Genomic DNA, 16,881 nt, shown 5'->3' with positions numbered 1-16,881 from the left:
CGGGCTGTGGCCGGCGTGGATAGTGTCGAAGACATGACCTCGCCGGATTTCACGTATCCCCAGCCCACCGATGACGAGTTGGCCGCACAGCAGCCCTACACCGCAGCGCGGGGAAATCACGTGCACGGCGTCGTTCACAGCAGTGCCGTCGGTCAGGCACCCACCTCACCAGGCGTGCAGCCCGATCACGACCGGATTTCACCCGCAGGCGCGAACCGCCCGCTGCTCGGCACAGTCGCCCTGGTCGTCACCATCGTCTCCGCAGGACTGTCCCTGCTCGCCTCGATCGTCCTCGGCGTCACCATCGGCCCGATGGAGAACGAGAACGGCTACTACTTCGCCGATACTCCCAGCTGGTACCAGAATCTCGCAATCGCACTCGCCGGCCTTCAGGTCCTGTGTGCGGCACTCGGAGTCACCGGCCTCATCATGGGCATCGTGTCTGTTGCCACCAGCCGCGCCAGGACGCAGGGAGTCGTCGCGATCGCCATCGCCGCACTGGCACCCTTCGTCTCCTTCGGGATCTTCATGATCCTCAGCTTCACCGTCGCCTGACGCCATCGCGCAGCTTGGCCACGGTTCCGACTGGCGAGATCAGCGAGCAGGCTGTCGAATCAGCGAAGATCAGTGCTGCCGAGCTCGGCTTCGGCTCACAGCCGGGCGCCACGGCCGAGTTCGTCGCCGGCGGTGCCCCGGAGTTCGTCGAGACGAACCTGGCTACCGACCAACGACCGGACTGCGTGATCATCGACCCGCCTCAGCGAGGGATCGGGGCGCGACCGTCGATGGCTTTGGAAGCTTCCGGGATTGAGCACATCGTGTACTCGACGTTCGCAATCACTAGTTCGCGATGCCCCTGAGCACGATCGCACCGGCAACTGACCCTCAAGTCGATTAGGCTGTGGACCATGACCGGACAGGCTCTCAGCCGCTCACGGATCGGCCACCCGGTCGACCGTTGAGTCGCCGTGGACGCGAATACGATATTCGCGGCCCACCCCTTTCGAAAAGATCTCCCTCGCCGAGCTCCAGCTCGCTATGCCCGCAATCATGTCGGGCCCTCAGCCCCGGCCCCACCTTGTCGGGCCCAATTTGCGAAAGGACATCATGTCAGCAACCTTCAACCACACCATCATCGTCGCCGCCGATCCCGCCGAATCCGCTCAGTTCTACGTCGACATCCTCGAAGCCGAACACACTGAATCCTGGGCAGTCTTCGCCAACATCATGCTCTCCGGCGGAGTCATGCTGCAGTTCGCGGCACCGCCACCTCCCTATGAGTTCTCACCCGTGCATATGGCGTTTCTCTGCACGGATGACCACTTCGATCGGGCAGTCCGACTGTTGCAAGAACGCAGCCTCGACTACTGGGCGGACCCACAGCGGACTCGTCTGCAGGAGACAAACTCCGGACATGACGGGCGTGGGGTCTATTTCCTCGATCCGGCCGACCATTTTCTCGAGCTCATCACGAAGCCATACTTCTGAGGACAAGCGCGACTATCAAGGTCAGCGCCGACTCCACCAAGCGCCCTCGTCAATTCTGCTACCACTTTGGTATCATAGATTTATGGCAATGACATTGCGTTTGAACAAGGACGACGAGCAGCTCCTGGCTCGCCTCGCCGAACAGGACGGGGTAAGCCGCCAGGCCCTCGTCATCAATGCAATCCACGAGGTGGCCGAGCGACGAGGCCACGAGGCACAGGTCAGTGAGGCTTCGAAGCGCGCCCGCGAACGGTATGGCGATCTGCTCGACCGACTCGGCAAGTGACTGTCTACCTTCGAACCGAAGATCTCCTCGAACTAGTCGCCGATCTCAACGTCGGACCGGTACGCGACCTCGGCCTGCTTGATTCTGCTGCGCATCGGCCCACGACCACTCTTTGGGCGACTGAGGTCTATCCATCCGCAGATGAAAAAGGCGCTGTTCTGCTGGAGTCGATCGTTCGAAATCATCCTCTCGTTGACGGCAACAAGCGGCTGGGCTGGCTCAGCCCAGCGGTCTTCTACGATCTCAATGGCGTCGAATTCGATGCGCCGGATGACGATGCCTACGATCTCGTCATTTCGGTCGCGAGTGGTGGCATAGAGACCGCCGACATCGCGGCGAAATTGAGAACTTGGCGCGCTTGACCACTGGGACATGGACGGACGCTACCCCACGAGTCGTACCGCTCAGCGACATCTCGCTCAATGTCGCGCTCGGCCGCCCCAGCTCTACGACAGCAGACTCTGCCGGAAGCGTTCGGCGACGGCCGGCAGCGGGCCGCGCTTGCGGTGGACCACGACCAGTGTGCGCTCGATCGCCGGGCTGCTCCGCGGCGGAGTCACCGGTTCTCCCAACCTGGACGGGCACAGGAAGAGCAGGTGGCAGCTCACACTCGAAATCTGAACTTCTACGGCTGCAGCGAGATACCTCACACTCTTCATCGAAGTGCCGAAACGAGGCGGCAATTCCACGCGAAGGCGAATACACTCGTCACCTACGAGGCTCCACGAACACCCCAGTTCGCGGAGCCTGTTTCTTGCCATTGCGCACTACCCCCACCGCCCCCTGACGAAGACTCCTGCCCGCCGCCGAGGCGGACTCGAGCTTGGAGACCACGATGACGATGCTGGACAACCACGAACCAGAGCCCGAACCTGCCCCCGGTTCTGAGGCCGATTCGGAGCCTGACCCCGCGGCAATTACCACCGACACCCAGCTGGCAGCAGCACCGGATGCAGACTCCGCTCGGCACAACCCTGTCGGCGCCGTCTTCTTCTGGTCGGTGGCGTTCGTCATCGCCTTCGTCATCTGGGCCACGGTGTCGCCCGACAGCCTCGGCGACATCATGACCACGGCGATGACCGCCGTGTCATCGAGCTTCGGCTGGATCTACCTCGTGGTGCCCTTCGCCGCGATCGTCATGCTCGTGTGGTCCGCCGCAAGCCGATTCGGGCGCATCCGTCTCGGTTCTGCCGATTCCCGTCCGGAGTTCACCACGATGTCCTGGCTGGCGATGATCCTCGCCGCAGTCATGGGGATCGGCCTGGTCAGCTACGGTGTGGCCGAACCGATGTCCCACTTCATGGTGCCTCCTCACGGCCTGGCTCAGCCGGAGACCATGGACGCCGCCGTGCGTGCCATGCAGTTCTCCTACCTCGACTGGGGTTTCCAAGCCTGGGCCATCTTCGGCGTCTTCGGTCTGGCGATCGGCTACTCGACGCACAGGAAGGGACGCCCTGCACTGGTCTCCACAATGCTGCGGCCAGTGCTCGGCCGCCTCGTCGACGGTTGGGTCGGCAAGGTCATCGACATCCTCACCATCATCGCCACTCTGTTCGGAACGACAACGTCGCTGGGCCTCGGCGCCTCTCAGATCGGTGAGGGCCTCAATGCGGTGTTCGGCATCGATACGACGATCATGCTGCAGATCGTGGTCGTCGGTGTGCTCACCCTGCTCTTCACCGGATCGGCGTTCACCGGGGTCAGCCGCGGCATCAGATACATCTCGCAGATCACTCTGACCATGGCGACTCTGCTCGGGCTGTTCGTCTTCATCACCGGGCCCAGCGGGTTCGTCGCGAATCTGTTCGTGCGCTCGGTCGGCTCCTTCGCCGGGGACTTCCTGAAGCTCAGCTTCATGACGCCATCGAGTGCTTCCGACAGCGAGTGGATGCTCGGGTGGACCTACTTCATGATGGCCTGGTGGCTGTCCTGGAGCGCGTTCGTGGGAATCTTCCTGGCCAAGATCTCGAAGGGCCGCACGATCCGCCAGTTCGTGGCCGGGGTCCTCCTCGTCCCCAGTGCTGTGTTCTTCGTGTGGTTCACCATCATGGGCGGCTCCGCGATGAAGCTGGACATGGACGGGGCCACGATCGGTGAGGCAACTGCGTCCAATCTCGACACGGCCTTCTTCAGTCTTCTCAACGAACTGCCGCTGTCGCTGCTGACATCGGTCTTCACCATCATCATGGTGATCCTGTTCTTCGTCTCCTCGGCCGACTCGAACACCTTCGTCCTCAGTTCGCTGTCCTCACGGGGTTCGTTCAACCCGAGCCGCCCGGTCATCGCCACCTGGGGCTTCCTCACCGGCGCCTGTGCCATCGTGCTGCTGTTCGTCGGCGGATTGCAGGCACTTCAGCAGGCGGCGATGCTCTCGGCGGTTCCCTTCACCATCATCGTCATCATCCTCGGCATCGCGTTGATCAGGGAATTGCGCAATGACCACCAGGTGATTGAGGAAGTCGCCCGCGAAAGGCGCGCACTGGGACTCTGACCCCCAAGTTTCACCGAGCGGACCACTGAGCATCGGGAGACCAGCTTTCACTGGTTCTCTCCTGGCTCGATGGTCCGCTCGTTAGTTCTTTTTTGAGGGTCACCGCAGCTTGGCGGTCACCTCGACGGCGACAGAGCTCATCAAGCGCCGTCGTTACTCTTATGAACAACACTTCTGATTCATAACAACTGAGGGTGCCAGTTATGAGTTCTGAATAGCGAATGGAACCCGGGCCTGATCGAGCGGACCACTTAATCTCGAGAGAACCAGTTACAACTGACTCTCTCGACGCTAATTGGTCCGCTCGATTACATGGCATGTCGAGGCGCTGGGACGAGCACCCGCCGCTCTCGTTTGAGAGGTCACCGCAGCTTCGCGGTCACCTCGGCGGCGGCCGTGAGGACCTTGTCCACGAGCGGTTCGGTGTCGGTCTCCTCGCTCAGCGCATCACCAGCGAGCGAGAGGCCGATCGCGGCGATCGGGCGGGAGAGGACGTCGTAGACGGGGGCGGCGATCGTTGAGATCCCCGGAGTGACCTCGCCGTGTTCGATCGCCCAGCCAGCTCGGCGGTCCTGAGCCAGGATCGCGTTGAGCGCTTTCACCGTCGTCGGTCCCTGACCGGTGCGGGTGACGAATCCGGACTCGGACTGGAACATCGCCAAAACCTCTGACTTGGGCAGATTCGCCAATATCGCCCGCCCGGTCGCGGTGAGATAGCTGGGCATGCGCACACCGGTCGCGGTGATGACCGCGACCGATTTCAGCGACTGCTCTTTGAGCAGGTACACGGTTTCCCAACCGCGGATGACCGCTAGCTGAGTCGTCGCCGCGGTGTCGTCGGCCAGTTGCCGAACGATGGGCTGCGCCAACCGCTGCAGCGGGTTCGTGCGCAGATAGGAGCTTCCCAGTTCGTGCACACCGGCACCCAGCACGTAGCCGGACTCGGTGCGGACGACGAGCCCGAGCTCCTCAAGGACGGTGAGCAGTTCGTAGGCACTCGAACGCGGAATCTCCAAGGACCTGACCAGGGCTCCGGCAGAGATCGGACGGTTCGACGCCGCCAGATGCCGCAGAATCGCGATCGAGCGTCGCAGTGCCGGAACCTCAGCCACGGTTCAGTCCTCCATCCCGAGGGCCGCGAACGCAGCCCTGTACAGGTCGGCAATCGACCCGAGTGCGGTATGCGCGCCGTCACGCACGCGCACCTGGGCACCGCTGACGGTCATGGCGATGTCCGCCGAGGTGGCCGAGAGGATGGCCTGCTCCCCCACCGATCCGAAGGTGCGCATGGTCTGGGTGTCGATGGCGATGAAGTCGCACGCCTTGCCGACAGCCAGCTCACCGACCGGCAGCTCGAGGCTGCGTGCCCCGCCTTCCGTCAGCGAGGTGATGAGCTCGGCCGGGGAGAACCGGCCGCGTTGGCCGCTGCGGAGTCGTTCACCGGCTTCCAGGCCCTGGGTCTCGCGCAGCGCGTCGAGCACGACGTGCTGGTCGGAGCCGATCGCGATCGTCGCTCCGGCGTCGGCGAGTTCGCGTGCCGGGCCGATGCCGTCGGCAAGATCTGCTTCCGTGCACGGGCACATGACAATCGAGGCCTGTGCCCCGCCCAAGGTCGCGATGTCGTCCTCGCTGAGATGCGTGGCGTGGACGGCCGAGAGGTTCGAAGCAACGACCCCCGAACGTGCGAGCACCTGCGTCGGGGTCGTGCCATAGGCGGCTTGGCTGGCGTCATTCTCCGCCGGCTGTTCGGACAGGTGCACGTGCACGGGTCCGCCGAGTTCTGCGAAGCGGGGCAGGTTCGCTGCCGGGACCGCGCGGATCGAATGAATCGCCGAGCCGACGTGAACATAGCTGCCACCAGCAGATTCGACCGGAAACTCGGTGGCGAAGGCCTCGGACAGAGCCGCGTGACGGTCCATATATCCGTCGATGGTGCCGTCACCGAACCGGGCCTGTTCAGCGGAGAGATCGGTGTCGATGCCGCCGGTGAGATAGCAGGTGTCGAGGAGTCGGATCCGCAGTCCCGCCGAGGCGGCCGCCCGTGCCAGCGCCCGTTCCATTGCGTGGGCGCGACCTGAATCGAGGCTGACCGACGCGTCCCCGCGGGGACGTTCCGACTCCTCAGGTGCGGATGATTCATCGTCTGCGGCTGATGCACCGTACGGGGTCCCGTCGGGTGCGTGGTGGACGTAGTGGAATTCGCCCACCGAGGTGTATCCGCCGGCGAGCATCTCCGCGAAGACGGCGCGAGCCACCGTTTCGTAGCTCTCCGGGCTCAACCGGGCTGCCACGGAGTACATGACTTCGCGCCACGTCCAGAAGGTGCCGCCGTCGCCGTGGGTCCGACCGCGCAGGATGCGGTGGAAGGCGTGGGAGTGGGCATTGACTCCACCGGGCAGAGTGAAGCCGGGAACCACCTCGGCGATGGTGGGCGGGGTGTCGATTCCGGTCTCGACCGAGGTCAGGGTGCCTGTCTCATCGGCGGTGAGCAGGACGCCTGTGGCGACCTGACCGTCGACCCAGGCCGATTCGCACCAGAAACGTGTGCTCATGATGCCACTCCGAGTTCCCCTTCGAGAACCTTCACCAGGGCGGAGACTCCAGCGCGCTGGTCCTCGTCCTCGCAGGCCTCTTCCGGAGCGTGGGAGACGCCGGTCGGGTTGCGCACATAGAGCATCGCCGAGGGCACGTGCGGGGCGAGAATGCCCGCGTCGTGCCCGGCACCGGAGGGCAGCAGCGGTGCGGTTGGAAGCGCCGTGCGCAGACGGTCGTTGAGCTCGGCTGTGAAGTAGGTCGTCGGTGAGTACGACTCCTGGGAGATGGACACCTCAACGCCGGTGTCGCCGGCGTGGGCTTGCGCGCGCTGAAAGATCGCCTCAAGCACCTGCTTCACGACGGCGTCATCGGCGTGACGGATGTCGAGCCAGAAGCTCATGCCCGAGGCGATGACGTTCGTCCCGCCCGGGTGGATGAGGGTGCGGCCGACGGTGGCCACCGCCTGATCGTGGCTGGCGGCGAGGACCGGAATGTCGCCGATGACACGGCTGCCGGCGACGACCGGGTCGGCCCGGTGGCTCATCGGGGTGGTGCCGGCGTGGTTGCCTTGGCCGGAGAAGGCGAAGTGCCAGCGGCCGTGGCCGATGATCGAGGATCCGATCGCCACCGCCTGGTCGGTGTTGATGAGCCCGATGCCCTGTTCGACGTGGAGTTCGATGAAGGATCCGACTGTCGACAGTCGCGAGTGATCGGTGCCGATGCGGTTCGGGTCGAGTCCGTAGCCCGTCGCGACGTCGGCGAACGTGTCACCGTTGGCATCCTTGAGTCCCAGTGCCCGGTCCGCGTCGATGGCGCCGGTGAGCAGACGTGATCCCAGGCAGGCCACACCGAAGCGTGAGCCCTCCTCCTCGGGGAATACAGCGAGCGCGAGCGGCCGCTGGGCCCTCTCGAGTGCGCCGGAGGCCTTGAGGTCGTCGAAGGCCGCCAGCGCCGAGGCGACACCGAGGGGCCCGTCGAAGGCACCGCCACCTGGAACGGAGTCCAGATGAGAGCCGGTGACGACGGCGTTCTCACCGGGCGGCGTCGCCCACGCCCAGGTGATGCCGTTGGCGTCGATCTCGGTGTCGAGGCCGCGACGGGCCGCCTCGGCGAGGAACCAGTCACGCAGTTCACGTTCGGTGTTCGAGAACCCGGGCCGCTGGTATCCGGGTCCGCGGGTGTCACGGCCGGTGTCCTCGATCTGGGACAGGAGGGAGACGACGTCGCTCATCTCAGTTCGCTCCGTCCTGATGGGTCGTGGCAGCGTCCGTGCCTGAGGCCTCGGCCGCTGCGTTGAGGTTGCCCAACGACGTGAACTCGGGGTCGTTGACGGCAGGTGATCCGCCTTCTGGCAGCCAGGTTCCGGCAGCCTCGGTGACGGTGTGCTGCATCGGCGTGACCGACTCTGCGGCAGCGACCAGGGAGCCGTCCTTGACCTTGGCGATCGTCTCGGCGAGCTCAGGGGACAGGAAGCGGTCCGGGCCGGGACCGGGCACTGTCTCGCGGATTGTGGAGATCACGGCTCCGGTGACCGGCGCAGGGGCGGCCTCGCGCATATCGCAGGCCCGGGAGGCGGCGTAGAACTCGATGCCGATGACGCTGGCCAGGTTGTCCACAACCTTGCGCAGTTTGCGCGCGGCCGACCAGCCCATGGAGACGTGGTCCTCCTGCATCGCTGAGGACGGAATCGAGTCCACCGAGGCCGGGCTGGCGCCTCGCTTGGCTTCGGAGACCATCGCGGCCTGCGTGTAATGGGCGATCATCAGGCCCGAGTCGACGCCGGCGTCGTCGGCGAGGAACGGGGTGAGGTTCTGGTTGCGGGTCACGTCCATCATCCGGTCGGTGCGGCGCTCGGACATCGAGGCGACATCGGCGGCGACGATGGCGAGGAAGTCCAGTGCGTGGGCCAAGGGTGCGCCGTGGAAGTTGCCGTTGGAGGAGACCATGCCGTTGGTGAGGACGACGGGGTTGTCGATGGCCGCACGCAGTTCGCGCTCGGCGACGCCGGTGGCGAAGGCCACGGCGTCTCGGGCGGCGCCGTTGACCTGCGGGGCGCAGCGCATCGAGTACGCGTCCTGCACCAGGTGAGTGGAGTCGCGGTGGCTGGCCGTGATGGAGGAGTCCTTGAGAGCGGTGAGCATGTTCGCGGCCGCGGCGGACTGGCCGTCGTGGGGGCGCAGGGCGTAGTGGAGCTCCGGGGCGAAGACCGCGTCGGTGCCGAAGAGTCCCTCGATGCTCATGGCCGCAGAGACGTCGACGGCGGTGAGCAGGTTCTCCAGGTCGGTCAGGGCCATGATGAGCATGCCCAGCATGCCGTCGGTGCCGTTGACCAGCGCCAGTCCTTCCTTCTCGGCCAGGGTCACCGGGGTGATGCCGGCCTTCTTCAGGACTTCGTCGGCAGGTCCGGCAACTCCGTCAGGTCCGGCGGCCACACCTTCGCCCATGACGACAAGCGCGCAGGCCGACAGTGGTGCGAGGTCACCCGAGCAGCCCAGCGAGCCGTATTCGTGGACGACCGGGGTGATGCCGGCATTGAGCAGGTCGACGTAAGTCTGGAGCACCTCGGCGCGCACACCCGCCCGGCCGGTGGCCAGGGTGCGAGCACGCAGGAGCATGAGGGCTCGCACAACCTCGCGCTCAACCGGTTCGCCGACGCCGGCCGCGTGGGAACGGATCAGGGACTTCTGCAGCTGCGTGCGCAGCTCGGCGGGGATGTGGCGCTGGGCGAGTGCCCCGAATCCGGTGGAGACTCCATAGACGGGCTTCTCCGCGGCGGCAAGAGCGTCGATGGCCTCACGGTACTTGTTCACGCGGGCCAGGGTGGTCTCGCTGAGGGCGACCTTCGCGTCATGGCGGGCGACGTCGACGACCTGGGCGAAGGTGAGGGTATCGGGATCAAGATCGATGAAGACTGACATCTGGGACCTTTCGGTTGAGAGATTCATATGTTCGTGTGGCGAAATTGGACGGCGGGGACGCAGGAGGCCGGCAGCCTGCCTGCTGGGTCAGCCTCGCGGGCGGTTGTCGGCGACGAGCTCGCCGCCGCGAATGACCCGCTCGACGAGCTGGACGCCGGGCCGGTAGGCCAGGTGGCGGTAGCTGGGAGCGTCGAGGATGACGAGGTCTGCCCGGGCGCCGGCGCCGAGGTGGCCCACGTCGGTGCGCTGCAGGGCGTTGGCGCCTCCTGCCGTTGCCGCCCAGACGGCCTGCTCGAGCGTGAAGTGCATGTCGCGCACAGCGATGGCGATGACGAAGGGGACGCTGTTGGAGAAACCTGACCCAGGGTTGCAGTCCGTGGCGATCGCCAGACGCACCCCGGCCTCGACGTAGCGGCGCGCATCCGGGTAGGGCTGACGGGTGGAGAATTCGATGCTCGGCAGCAGCGTGACCACGGTTTCGGACTTCGCGAGAGCCGCAAGGTCCTCATCCGAGGCGAAGGTCGCGTGGTCGACGGAGACACAGCCGAGTTCCGCACCGAGTCGCAGAGCTCCACCCTCGGTGAGCTGGTTCGCGTGCAGTCGCGGCTTCATTCCCGCGGCCTTGCCTGCCTCGATGATGCGCCGGGTCTGGTCCTCGGTGAAGGCCCCCTTCTCGCAGAACACGTCGATCCATTTGGCGTGACCCGTCGCGGCCGGGATGATCTCGTCGATGACGAGGTCGACATAGCCCCCCGGGTTCTCCTTGTATTCGGGTGGGACCACGTGGGCGGCGATGAGCGTCGATTCCTCGGTGTGCCGGTTGATGATCGTCAGCGCCCGAAGTTCGTCCTTGAGAGTGAGCCCGTAGCCGGACTTGATCTCGAAGGTCGTCGTGCCCTGCCTGGTCGCCTGGTCGAGGAGGTGGACGAGGTTGGCCTCGAGCTCCTCATCGCTGGCGGCCCGGGTGGCGGCGACGGTCGTCGCGATGCCACCGGCCGAATACTTCTGCCCGGCCATGCGCGCGGCGAACTCCGCCGAGCGGTCGCCGGCGAAGATGAGGTGGTTGTGGCTGTCGACGAAGCCGGGGATGACGGCCTTGCCGCCCACATCGATCGTCTCGAGCTCGACCCCACCTCTGGTTGAGGTGAGGGTGCCGTTTTCGATGTCATCATCGTCGAGGGTCGCGGTCGCAGACGAGTCTGATCGGGCATCGCCGAGGTGGCCCTGCACAGCGCTGTCCGCCTGAGCGGACGGCCCCGACCACAGAACCCGGCCCTCGTCGATGAGCACGGCGGCGTCCTCGACGACGCCGAGGGCGCCGAAGTCGGCACGGTCATTGACGACCAGTTCGCTGATCCCGGTGATGAGCTGCAAGGGAGTGTCCTTCACGGTCGAGAGTAGTTCAGTTTCAGTATGGACCGGGTGAGCTTGCTGCTGAACCGAGATCGACAAAATTTGTCCGATATTTCGGACAGTAAGTGATCGGCGACTCGGCCTCCTTCGATGCACCCGCCCGGGAAGAAGCATAGGCAAACGATGTGCCCGACGAGTAGTCTGCAACACACACCCTCAGCATCGAACCACGGACAAAGGAGACCAACGATGAGCACTGACAGCCACCTCGGCGCGGGAGAATCCCCCTCTGAATCCACACGCTCACTGGCCGGACGCACAATCATCATGAGCGGCGGCAGCCGCGGAATCGGCCTGGCGATCGCGCTGCGCGCGGCGGCGGATGGGGCCAACGTCGCCATTCTCGCGAAGACATCACAGCCGCATCCGAAGCTTGAGGGCACCGTCTACACGGCGGCCGAACAGATCGAGGCCGCTGGCGGCAAAGCCCTGCCGATCATCGGCGATGTCCGTGACGATGCTTCCGTGGCAGAGGCGGTCGCGCAGACCGCGGAGACCTTCGGCGGGATCGACATCGTGGTCAACAATGCCAGCGCAATCGACCTGTCGTCGACGCAGGATCTGCCGATGAAGAAGTTCGATCTCATGCAGTCGATCAACTCGCGCGGCTCGTTCATGCTGGCCAAGACCGCACTGCCTCACCTCAAGTCCTCGAGCGCCGCGCACATCCTCACGCTCTCCCCACCACTCAACCTCAACCCGCGGTGGGCGGGGCAGCACCTCGGATACACAATGGCGAAGTACGGAATGTCGCTCGTGACTCTTGGCCTGGCAGAAGAGCTCAAGGCAGACGGGATCGCTGCGAACAGCCTGTGGCCCAAGACCACGATCGGGACCGCCGCGATCGCGAATCTCCTAGGCGGGGCAGAGGTGATGGCTCGCAGCCGCAGCCCGCGGATCATGTCGGACGCGGCGTGGGCGATCCTGACACGTGATCCCCGCACGACGACGGGCAACTTCTTCATCGACGAGGAGGCTCTGCGTGAGGAGGGGATCACTGATCTCTCGGTCTACAGTGGGGCGGCGAATGAGGAGGACCTGCAACTCGACCTCTTCCTCGACTCCTGAGCCCTGGGTCCTGAGCCCTGGGCCCTGAGTCCTGAGTCCTGGGCCCTGAGTGCCCTGAGTGCCCTGAGTCCTGAGCCCTGGGGTGCGAGACACCGGTGGCCCCATACCACGCACGTCGCCGCTGGACGAAAGAGCTCGGTCTGAGTCTGAGTGATCGGGTTCAAACGCGATCACTCAGACTCAGACCGAGCAGCAACGGACGGGACGTGGCCTTTCCGCAGAACAGCCACGCCACCCCGTGGGCTTACTGTGCTGCGGACTCCTCGTCGCGCTTGTCGAGTTCCGGGATCATCGGCACTCGCATGCCACGCTCTTCGGCGACCTCGGCAGCACGGTCGTAGCCGGCATCGACGTGGCGGATGACGCCCATTCCCGGGTCGTTGGTGAGCAGCCGGGCGAGCTTCTTGGCAGCCAGTTCGGTGCCATCGGCCACGGAGACCTGTCCGGCGTGGATGGAACGGCCGATGCCGACGCCGCCGCCGTGGTGGATGGAGACCCAAGTGGCACCCGATGAGGCGTTGACCATGGCGTTGAGCAGCGGCCAGTCGGCCACGGCGTCGGTGCCGTCAAGCATCGACTCGGTCTCACGGTAGGGGCTGGCGACCGATCCGGAGTCGAGGTGGTCGCGGCCAATGACGATCGGGGCCGAGATCTTGCCCTCGGCGACGAGCTGGTTGAACAGCAGACCGGCCTGCTGGCGTTCCTTGTATCCGAGCCAGCAGATGCGGGCCGGCAGACCTTCGAACTCGACGTATTCGTTCGCGGCGTCGAGCCAGGTGGCCAGGTGCTCGTTGTCCGGGAAGAGCTCCTTGAGTGCCTTGTCCGTGACCTCAATGTCCTTCGGGTCGCCGGACAGTGCCACCCAGCGGAAGGGCCCGAGTCCTTCGCAGAACAGCGGGCGGATATAGGCCGGGACGAAGCCGGGGAACTCGAAGGCACGATCGTAGCCGGCCTTGCGGGCTTCATCGCGGATCGAGTTGCCGTAGTCGAAGACCTCGGCGCCGCGGTCCTGGAATTCGACCATGGCACGCACGTGCTTGGCCATGGACTCCTCGGCGCGGATGGTGAACTTCTCCGCATCCTGTTCGGCCTCTTCGCGCCAGTCATCGACGCTGACGCCGATAGGCAGGTAGGACAGCGGGTCATGGGCCGAGGTCTGGTCGGTGACGATGTCGACCTCTGCGGCCTCGTCGCGATCGAGGATGAGCGGCAGGATCTCTGCGGCATTGCCGACGAGCCCGACCGACAGGGCCTGCTTGTTCTTCTTGGCCTCGATGACCTTGGCGAGTGCGGTATCGAGATCGGTTTCGACCTCGTCGAGGTAGCGCTTGGACTTGCGACGATCGAGGCGAGTCTTGTCGACATCGATGATGAGGCAGACACCTCCGTTGAGCGTCACGGACAGTGGCTGGGCTCCACCCATTCCGCCACAGCCACCAGTGATGGTCAGGGTGCCGGCCAGCGTGCCGCCATAGCGCTTCTGCGCGATGGCCCCGAAGGTCTCGTAGGTGCCCTGGAGGATGCCCTGAGTGGCGATGTAGATCCAGGACCCGGCGGTCATCTGTCCGTACATCATCAGGCCCTCGGCCTCGAGCTCACGGAAGTGCTCCCAGTTGGCCCAGTCGCCGACGAGGTTGGAGTTGGCGATGAGCACGCGTGGCGCCCATTCGTGGGTGCGCATGACGCCGACCGGCTTGCCGGACTGGACGAGGAGGGTTTCGTCGTCCTCGAGGTCATCGAGGGTGCGCACGATTGCGTCATAGGCCTCCCAGGAGCGCGCCGCACGGCCTGTGCCGCCGTAGACGACGAGGTCTTCGGGACGTTCGGCGACCTCGGGGTCGAGGTTGTTCATGAGCATGCGCTTGGGGGCTTCGGTCTGCCAGCTCTTGGCGGTGATCTCGGTACCGCGGTCGGCGCGGATCACGCGGCTGGGGTCGTGCTGGGTGAAGCCTGGCTTGGTGGTCATACGGCTCTCCTTGTCGTCGTGTCCGATGGAGCAGAATCGTCCATGGAGATCGATCGTGGCGCGAGACCATCGGCCCCTGCGCTGTCTTCTCTGACTACACGATCCATTCTGACGCGTGAAGAGAAATGTGAAAGTGTTTTGAATCAAGTTCTGTCCGATATTTCGGACAATTGACCATCCGACATATCGGACGAATCTCATCGGAACACCGTTGTCTTCGGGCAGACCCGCCTCGAGGATTGACCTCATGACTGCAACGAAGCAACTTCTCAACGGGGTCAGGGTCGCCGACTTCTCGCGCGTCCTCGCCGGACCCTATGCCACGGCCATGCTTTCCGATCAGGGCGCCGAAGTGTACAAGATCGAGATGCCCGGCCATGGTGACGACTCCCGGCATCTGGGTCCCTTCACGGATACCGGATCGACCTATTTCACCTCGCTCAATCGTGGCAAGCTCTCGATCGAGGCCGACCTCAAGGACCCCAGTGCGCACGCACAGCTGCTCGACTTCATCCGCACCTGCGATGTCGTCGTCGAGAACTTCCGGCCCGGGGTCGCTGCGAAACTCGGCCTGTCCTACGAGGACCTGAAAGCGATCAAGCCGGACGTCGTCTACGCCTCGATCTCCGGCTTCGGACAGACCGGCACTCAGGCGAAGCGACCCGCCTACGACACCGTCATCCAGGCGCTGAGCGGCCTCATGTCGGCCACCGGATTCCCCGACGGCTCCCCCACCAACGCCCCGCCATGACTCGGTCTGCGAACGAGAGGCACGTCTGCAGACAGGCCTCTCGTTTGCAGACCGAGTCGTCCTTGCACGCAAAGTGAGCAACCAGACGCCGAGGCAGGGCCCGCGTGCGCGATCACGGCGAGCAGCCTCGGCGCTGAGTCACCCAAGCACCGCCTACCCAACATTTCCGAAATATCGGACGAAACGTGTGATCTGAACCTCGAAACGAGTTGTGCGATGGCGCCACACTGTCACTGATTCAACTTTCAAAGGAGAAACCCATGGCGAGATCGTCCAGTTCGGGGATCGAAAAACGATCCATCGAGATGGTGCCCGACAACGAACGACACGGCACCCCTCGTTCCCAGTTCACGCTGTGGTTCGGCGCCAACACCCAGATCACTGCGATCGTCGATGGGGCTCTCGCCGTCGTCTTCGGCGCCGATGCTCTATGGGCCATCATCGGCAACATCATCGGCGGCATCGTCATGGCACTGCACTCGGCCCAGGGCCCACAGTTGGGCCTGCCGCAGATGATCTCCTCCCGAGCGCAGTTCGGCATCATCGGAGCGATCATTCCGCTGGTGCTCGTCGTGCTCATGTACATCGGCTTCGCCTCGACCGGTGCTGTGCTGTCCGGTCAGGCCGTCAACCTCATCATCGGTGTCGATACTCCAGCAGTGGGGATCGTCATCTTCGGTGCACTGACAGCGGCAGTCGCACTGCTGGGGTACAAATACATTCACGTGCTCGGCCGCATCTCCTCGGTGACCGGTCTGCTGGGCTTCCTGTTCATCACCTACTGCGTCTTCACGAAGATCGATGTTCCCGGACTCATCTCCGGCTCGTCCTTCGCCTTCCCCGCATTCCTGTCCGCGATCGCCCTGTCAGTGGGCTGGCAGCTGACCTACGGCCCCTACGTCGCTGACTACTCGCGCTACCTGCCCAGGTCGACTCCGTCGTCGAAGACCTTCTGGTTCACATTCGGCGGCTCCGTCGTCGGTTCGCAGTGGTCGATGACCCTGGGTGCGCTCATCGGTGCCGCCGCGATGACGGAGACCGGAAACTCCTTCGTCGAGAACCAGGTCGGCTTCGTCGGCGAGATCGTCGGCGGAGGCATCTTCGCCTTCCTCATCTTCATCGTCATCCTGTTGGGCAAGCTCACCGTCAACACGCTCAATGCCTACGGTGCCTTCATGTGCACGCTGACCATTCTCACAACCTTCGGTGAGAAGACGAATATTCGCCGTTGGACGCGGGCGGTCTTCGTCATCGGCATCGTGACGTTGACGGTGCTCGTCGCGCTGGTGGCGTCCTCAGACTTCCTCGCGAACTTCAAGAACTTCGTCCTCGCCCTGCTCATGGTGTTCACACCGTGGAGCATCATCAACCTCACCGACTACTACCTGATCTCCAAGGACCGTTTCGACATTCCTGCCTTCTACAAGCTCGATGGTCGGTACGGCAGGTGGAACTGGCGCGCCCTCGCCTCCTACGGCATCGGCGTCGTGGTTCAGATTCCATTCCTTGCTCAGTCCTTCTACACCGGGCCGATGGTCGAGAAGCTGGGCGGGGCCGACGTCTCGTGGATCGTCGGCATCGCCGTCACCTTCCTCCTCTACTACTTCCTCGTCCGCAACCGCAGTGTTGCCCCGAGCGAGACTATCTACCCCGACGTCGAGGCGCTCGACGCACAGCGGCGCTGAGGCTCAAGCGCGCAGGCGGGGCGCTGCGTGCGTAAAGCGGAAACCCGATGCGCACCCGGATCCGCACCGCTGCGAAGCACTGCGAAATGAACTCAGTTCCATCGATGTACAGTTGAAGTCAGGGTGGGCAGGTTTAAACCTGCCCACCCTGACTTCAACTGTGCATGGAGCGCAACGGCGACGAGATGTGTGCTCCACGGACGCTGACATCATCGGCAGACGTCGGTCAGCCTCGGCGGGTGAGGACGGTTCTATCCCACTGACGGAAGACTGTCGCGCA

Annotated in this window: 16 protein-coding genes; 9 read left to right on the top strand and 7 right to left on the bottom strand. The window is 64.5% G+C overall.

The features are described 5' to 3' along the window. Positions 1-33: 33 nt before the first annotated feature. From BANT918_RS04390 to BANT918_RS04370, 5 genes are all read left to right on the top strand, one after another. Positions 34-555, top strand: coding sequence for a hypothetical protein (locus tag BANT918_RS04390; protein ID WP_101619106.1), 522 nt, complete (start codon positions 34-36; stop codon positions 553-555). A gap of 14 nt (positions 556-569) precedes the next feature. Next, positions 570-860 carry a hypothetical protein gene (locus BANT918_RS04385; protein WP_208618007.1) on the top strand — a complete coding sequence of 97 codons (291 nt, stop codon included), beginning with the start codon at positions 570-572 and terminating at the stop codon, positions 858-860. Positions 861-1,107: 247 nt separating this feature from the next. Further along, complete coding sequence (locus BANT918_RS04380) at positions 1,108-1,488, top strand: VOC family protein (protein WP_101619105.1); 381 nt, start codon at positions 1,108-1,110, stop codon at positions 1,486-1,488. An 82-nt stretch (positions 1,489-1,570) separates the two neighbouring features. Continuing rightward, positions 1,571-1,774 (top strand): CopG family transcriptional regulator, encoded by a 204-nt coding sequence (locus BANT918_RS04375; RefSeq protein ID WP_101619104.1) that lies wholly within the window; start codon positions 1,571-1,573, stop codon positions 1,772-1,774. After that, positions 1,771-2,136, top strand: a complete 366-nt coding sequence (locus tag BANT918_RS04370) for a type II toxin-antitoxin system death-on-curing family toxin (RefSeq protein ID WP_101619103.1) — start codon at positions 1,771-1,773, stop codon at positions 2,134-2,136. The genes BANT918_RS04375 and BANT918_RS04370 overlap by 4 nt, the downstream gene beginning before the upstream one ends. A gap of 84 nt (positions 2,137-2,220) precedes the next feature. Here BANT918_RS04370 and BANT918_RS17325 read toward each other — a convergent pair whose 3' ends face one another. Then, positions 2,221-2,382, bottom strand: coding sequence for a hypothetical protein (locus BANT918_RS17325; protein WP_167389377.1), 162 nt, complete (start codon positions 2,380-2,382; stop codon positions 2,221-2,223). A gap of 227 nt (positions 2,383-2,609) precedes the next feature. On the opposite strand from BANT918_RS17325, the gene BANT918_RS04360 reads away from it, so the two are divergent. Beyond that, a complete protein-coding gene (locus BANT918_RS04360) occupies positions 2,610-4,265 on the top strand; it encodes a BCCT family transporter (protein WP_101619101.1) in 1,656 nt (551 codons plus the stop codon). Positions 4,266-4,627: 362 nt separating this feature from the next. Here BANT918_RS04360 and BANT918_RS04355 read toward each other — a convergent pair whose 3' ends face one another. The 5 genes from BANT918_RS04355 to hutI all read right to left on the bottom strand — a co-directional run bounded on the left by BANT918_RS04355 (position 4,628) and on the right by hutI (position 11,107). Then, positions 4,628-5,377 (bottom strand): IclR family transcriptional regulator, encoded by a 750-nt coding sequence (locus tag BANT918_RS04355; protein ID WP_101619100.1) that lies wholly within the window; start codon positions 5,375-5,377, stop codon positions 4,628-4,630. A gap of 3 nt (positions 5,378-5,380) precedes the next feature. Next, positions 5,381-6,817, bottom strand: coding sequence for an amidohydrolase family protein (locus BANT918_RS04350; protein ID WP_101619099.1), 1,437 nt, complete (start codon positions 6,815-6,817; stop codon positions 5,381-5,383). Then, positions 6,814-8,031, bottom strand: coding sequence for an allantoate amidohydrolase (locus BANT918_RS04345; protein ID WP_101619098.1), 1,218 nt, complete (start codon positions 8,029-8,031; stop codon positions 6,814-6,816). The genes BANT918_RS04350 and BANT918_RS04345 overlap by 4 nt, the downstream gene beginning before the upstream one ends. Before the next feature lies 1 nt (position 8,032). Further along, positions 8,033-9,718 carry a histidine ammonia-lyase gene (gene hutH / locus BANT918_RS04340; RefSeq protein ID WP_101619243.1) on the bottom strand — a complete coding sequence of 562 codons (1,686 nt, stop codon included), beginning with the start codon at positions 9,716-9,718 and terminating at the stop codon, positions 8,033-8,035. Between the two features lie 87 nt (positions 9,719-9,805). Beyond that, positions 9,806-11,107, bottom strand: coding sequence for an imidazolonepropionase (gene hutI / locus BANT918_RS04335; protein WP_418904410.1), 1,302 nt, complete (start codon positions 11,105-11,107; stop codon positions 9,806-9,808). Between the two features lie 213 nt (positions 11,108-11,320). On the opposite strand from hutI, the gene BANT918_RS04330 reads away from it, so the two are divergent. Beyond that, complete coding sequence (locus tag BANT918_RS04330; protein WP_101619097.1) at positions 11,321-12,199, top strand: SDR family oxidoreductase; 879 nt, start codon at positions 11,321-11,323, stop codon at positions 12,197-12,199. Positions 12,200-12,443: 244 nt separating this feature from the next. On the opposite strand, the gene hutU is transcribed toward BANT918_RS04330, so the two are convergent. Beyond that, positions 12,444-14,165: a urocanate hydratase gene (gene hutU, locus BANT918_RS04325; protein ID WP_101619096.1), complete on the bottom strand. Its 1,722-nt coding sequence runs from the start codon at positions 14,163-14,165 to the stop codon at positions 12,444-12,446. Positions 14,166-14,412: 247 nt separating this feature from the next. Between hutU and BANT918_RS04320 the strand changes: the two genes are divergently transcribed. Continuing rightward, a complete protein-coding gene (locus BANT918_RS04320) occupies positions 14,413-14,916 on the top strand; it encodes a CaiB/BaiF CoA transferase family protein (protein WP_233430346.1) in 504 nt (167 codons plus the stop codon). A 260-nt stretch (positions 14,917-15,176) separates the two neighbouring features. Then, positions 15,177-16,601 carry a purine-cytosine permease family protein gene (locus BANT918_RS04315; RefSeq protein ID WP_101619095.1) on the top strand — a complete coding sequence of 475 codons (1,425 nt, stop codon included), beginning with the start codon at positions 15,177-15,179 and terminating at the stop codon, positions 16,599-16,601. Positions 16,602-16,881 lie beyond the last annotated feature (280 nt).

This window comes from Brevibacterium antiquum CNRZ 918, from assembly GCF_900169145.1.
GTDB lineage: Bacteria > Actinomycetota > Actinomycetes > Actinomycetales > Brevibacteriaceae > Brevibacterium > Brevibacterium koreense.
Note: the sequence above shows the minus strand (reverse complement) of the source record. Positions and strands in the feature narration are given on the sequence as shown.

Excerpts from the sequence above, each read along its gene's own strand:
- BANT918_RS04330 (WP_101619097.1), top strand. The coding sequence starts at position 11,321 with ATGAGCACTGACAGCCACCTCGGCGCGGGAGAATCCCCCTCTGAATCC.
- BANT918_RS04380 (WP_101619105.1), top strand. The coding sequence starts at position 1,108 with ATGTCAGCAACCTTCAACCACACCATCATCGTCGCCGCCGATCCCGCC.
- hutU (WP_101619096.1), bottom strand. The coding sequence starts at position 14,165 with ATGACCACCAAGCCAGGCTTCACCCAGCACGACCCCAGCCGCGTGATC.
- hutH (WP_101619243.1), bottom strand. The coding sequence starts at position 9,718 with ATGTCAGTCTTCATCGATCTTGATCCCGATACCCTCACCTTCGCCCAG.
- BANT918_RS04345 (WP_101619098.1), bottom strand. The coding sequence starts at position 8,031 with ATGAGCGACGTCGTCTCCCTCCTGTCCCAGATCGAGGACACCGGCCGT.
- BANT918_RS04315 (WP_101619095.1), top strand. The coding sequence starts at position 15,177 with ATGGCGAGATCGTCCAGTTCGGGGATCGAAAAACGATCCATCGAGATG.
- BANT918_RS04375 (WP_101619104.1), top strand. The coding sequence starts at position 1,571 with ATGGCAATGACATTGCGTTTGAACAAGGACGACGAGCAGCTCCTGGCT.
- BANT918_RS04350 (WP_101619099.1), bottom strand. The coding sequence starts at position 6,817 with ATGAGCACACGTTTCTGGTGCGAATCGGCCTGGGTCGACGGTCAGGTC.
- BANT918_RS04360 (WP_101619101.1), top strand. The coding sequence starts at position 2,610 with ATGACGATGCTGGACAACCACGAACCAGAGCCCGAACCTGCCCCCGGT.
- BANT918_RS04320 (WP_233430346.1), top strand. The coding sequence starts at position 14,413 with ATGACTGCAACGAAGCAACTTCTCAACGGGGTCAGGGTCGCCGACTTC.
- BANT918_RS04390 (WP_101619106.1), top strand. The coding sequence starts at position 34 with ATGACCTCGCCGGATTTCACGTATCCCCAGCCCACCGATGACGAGTTG.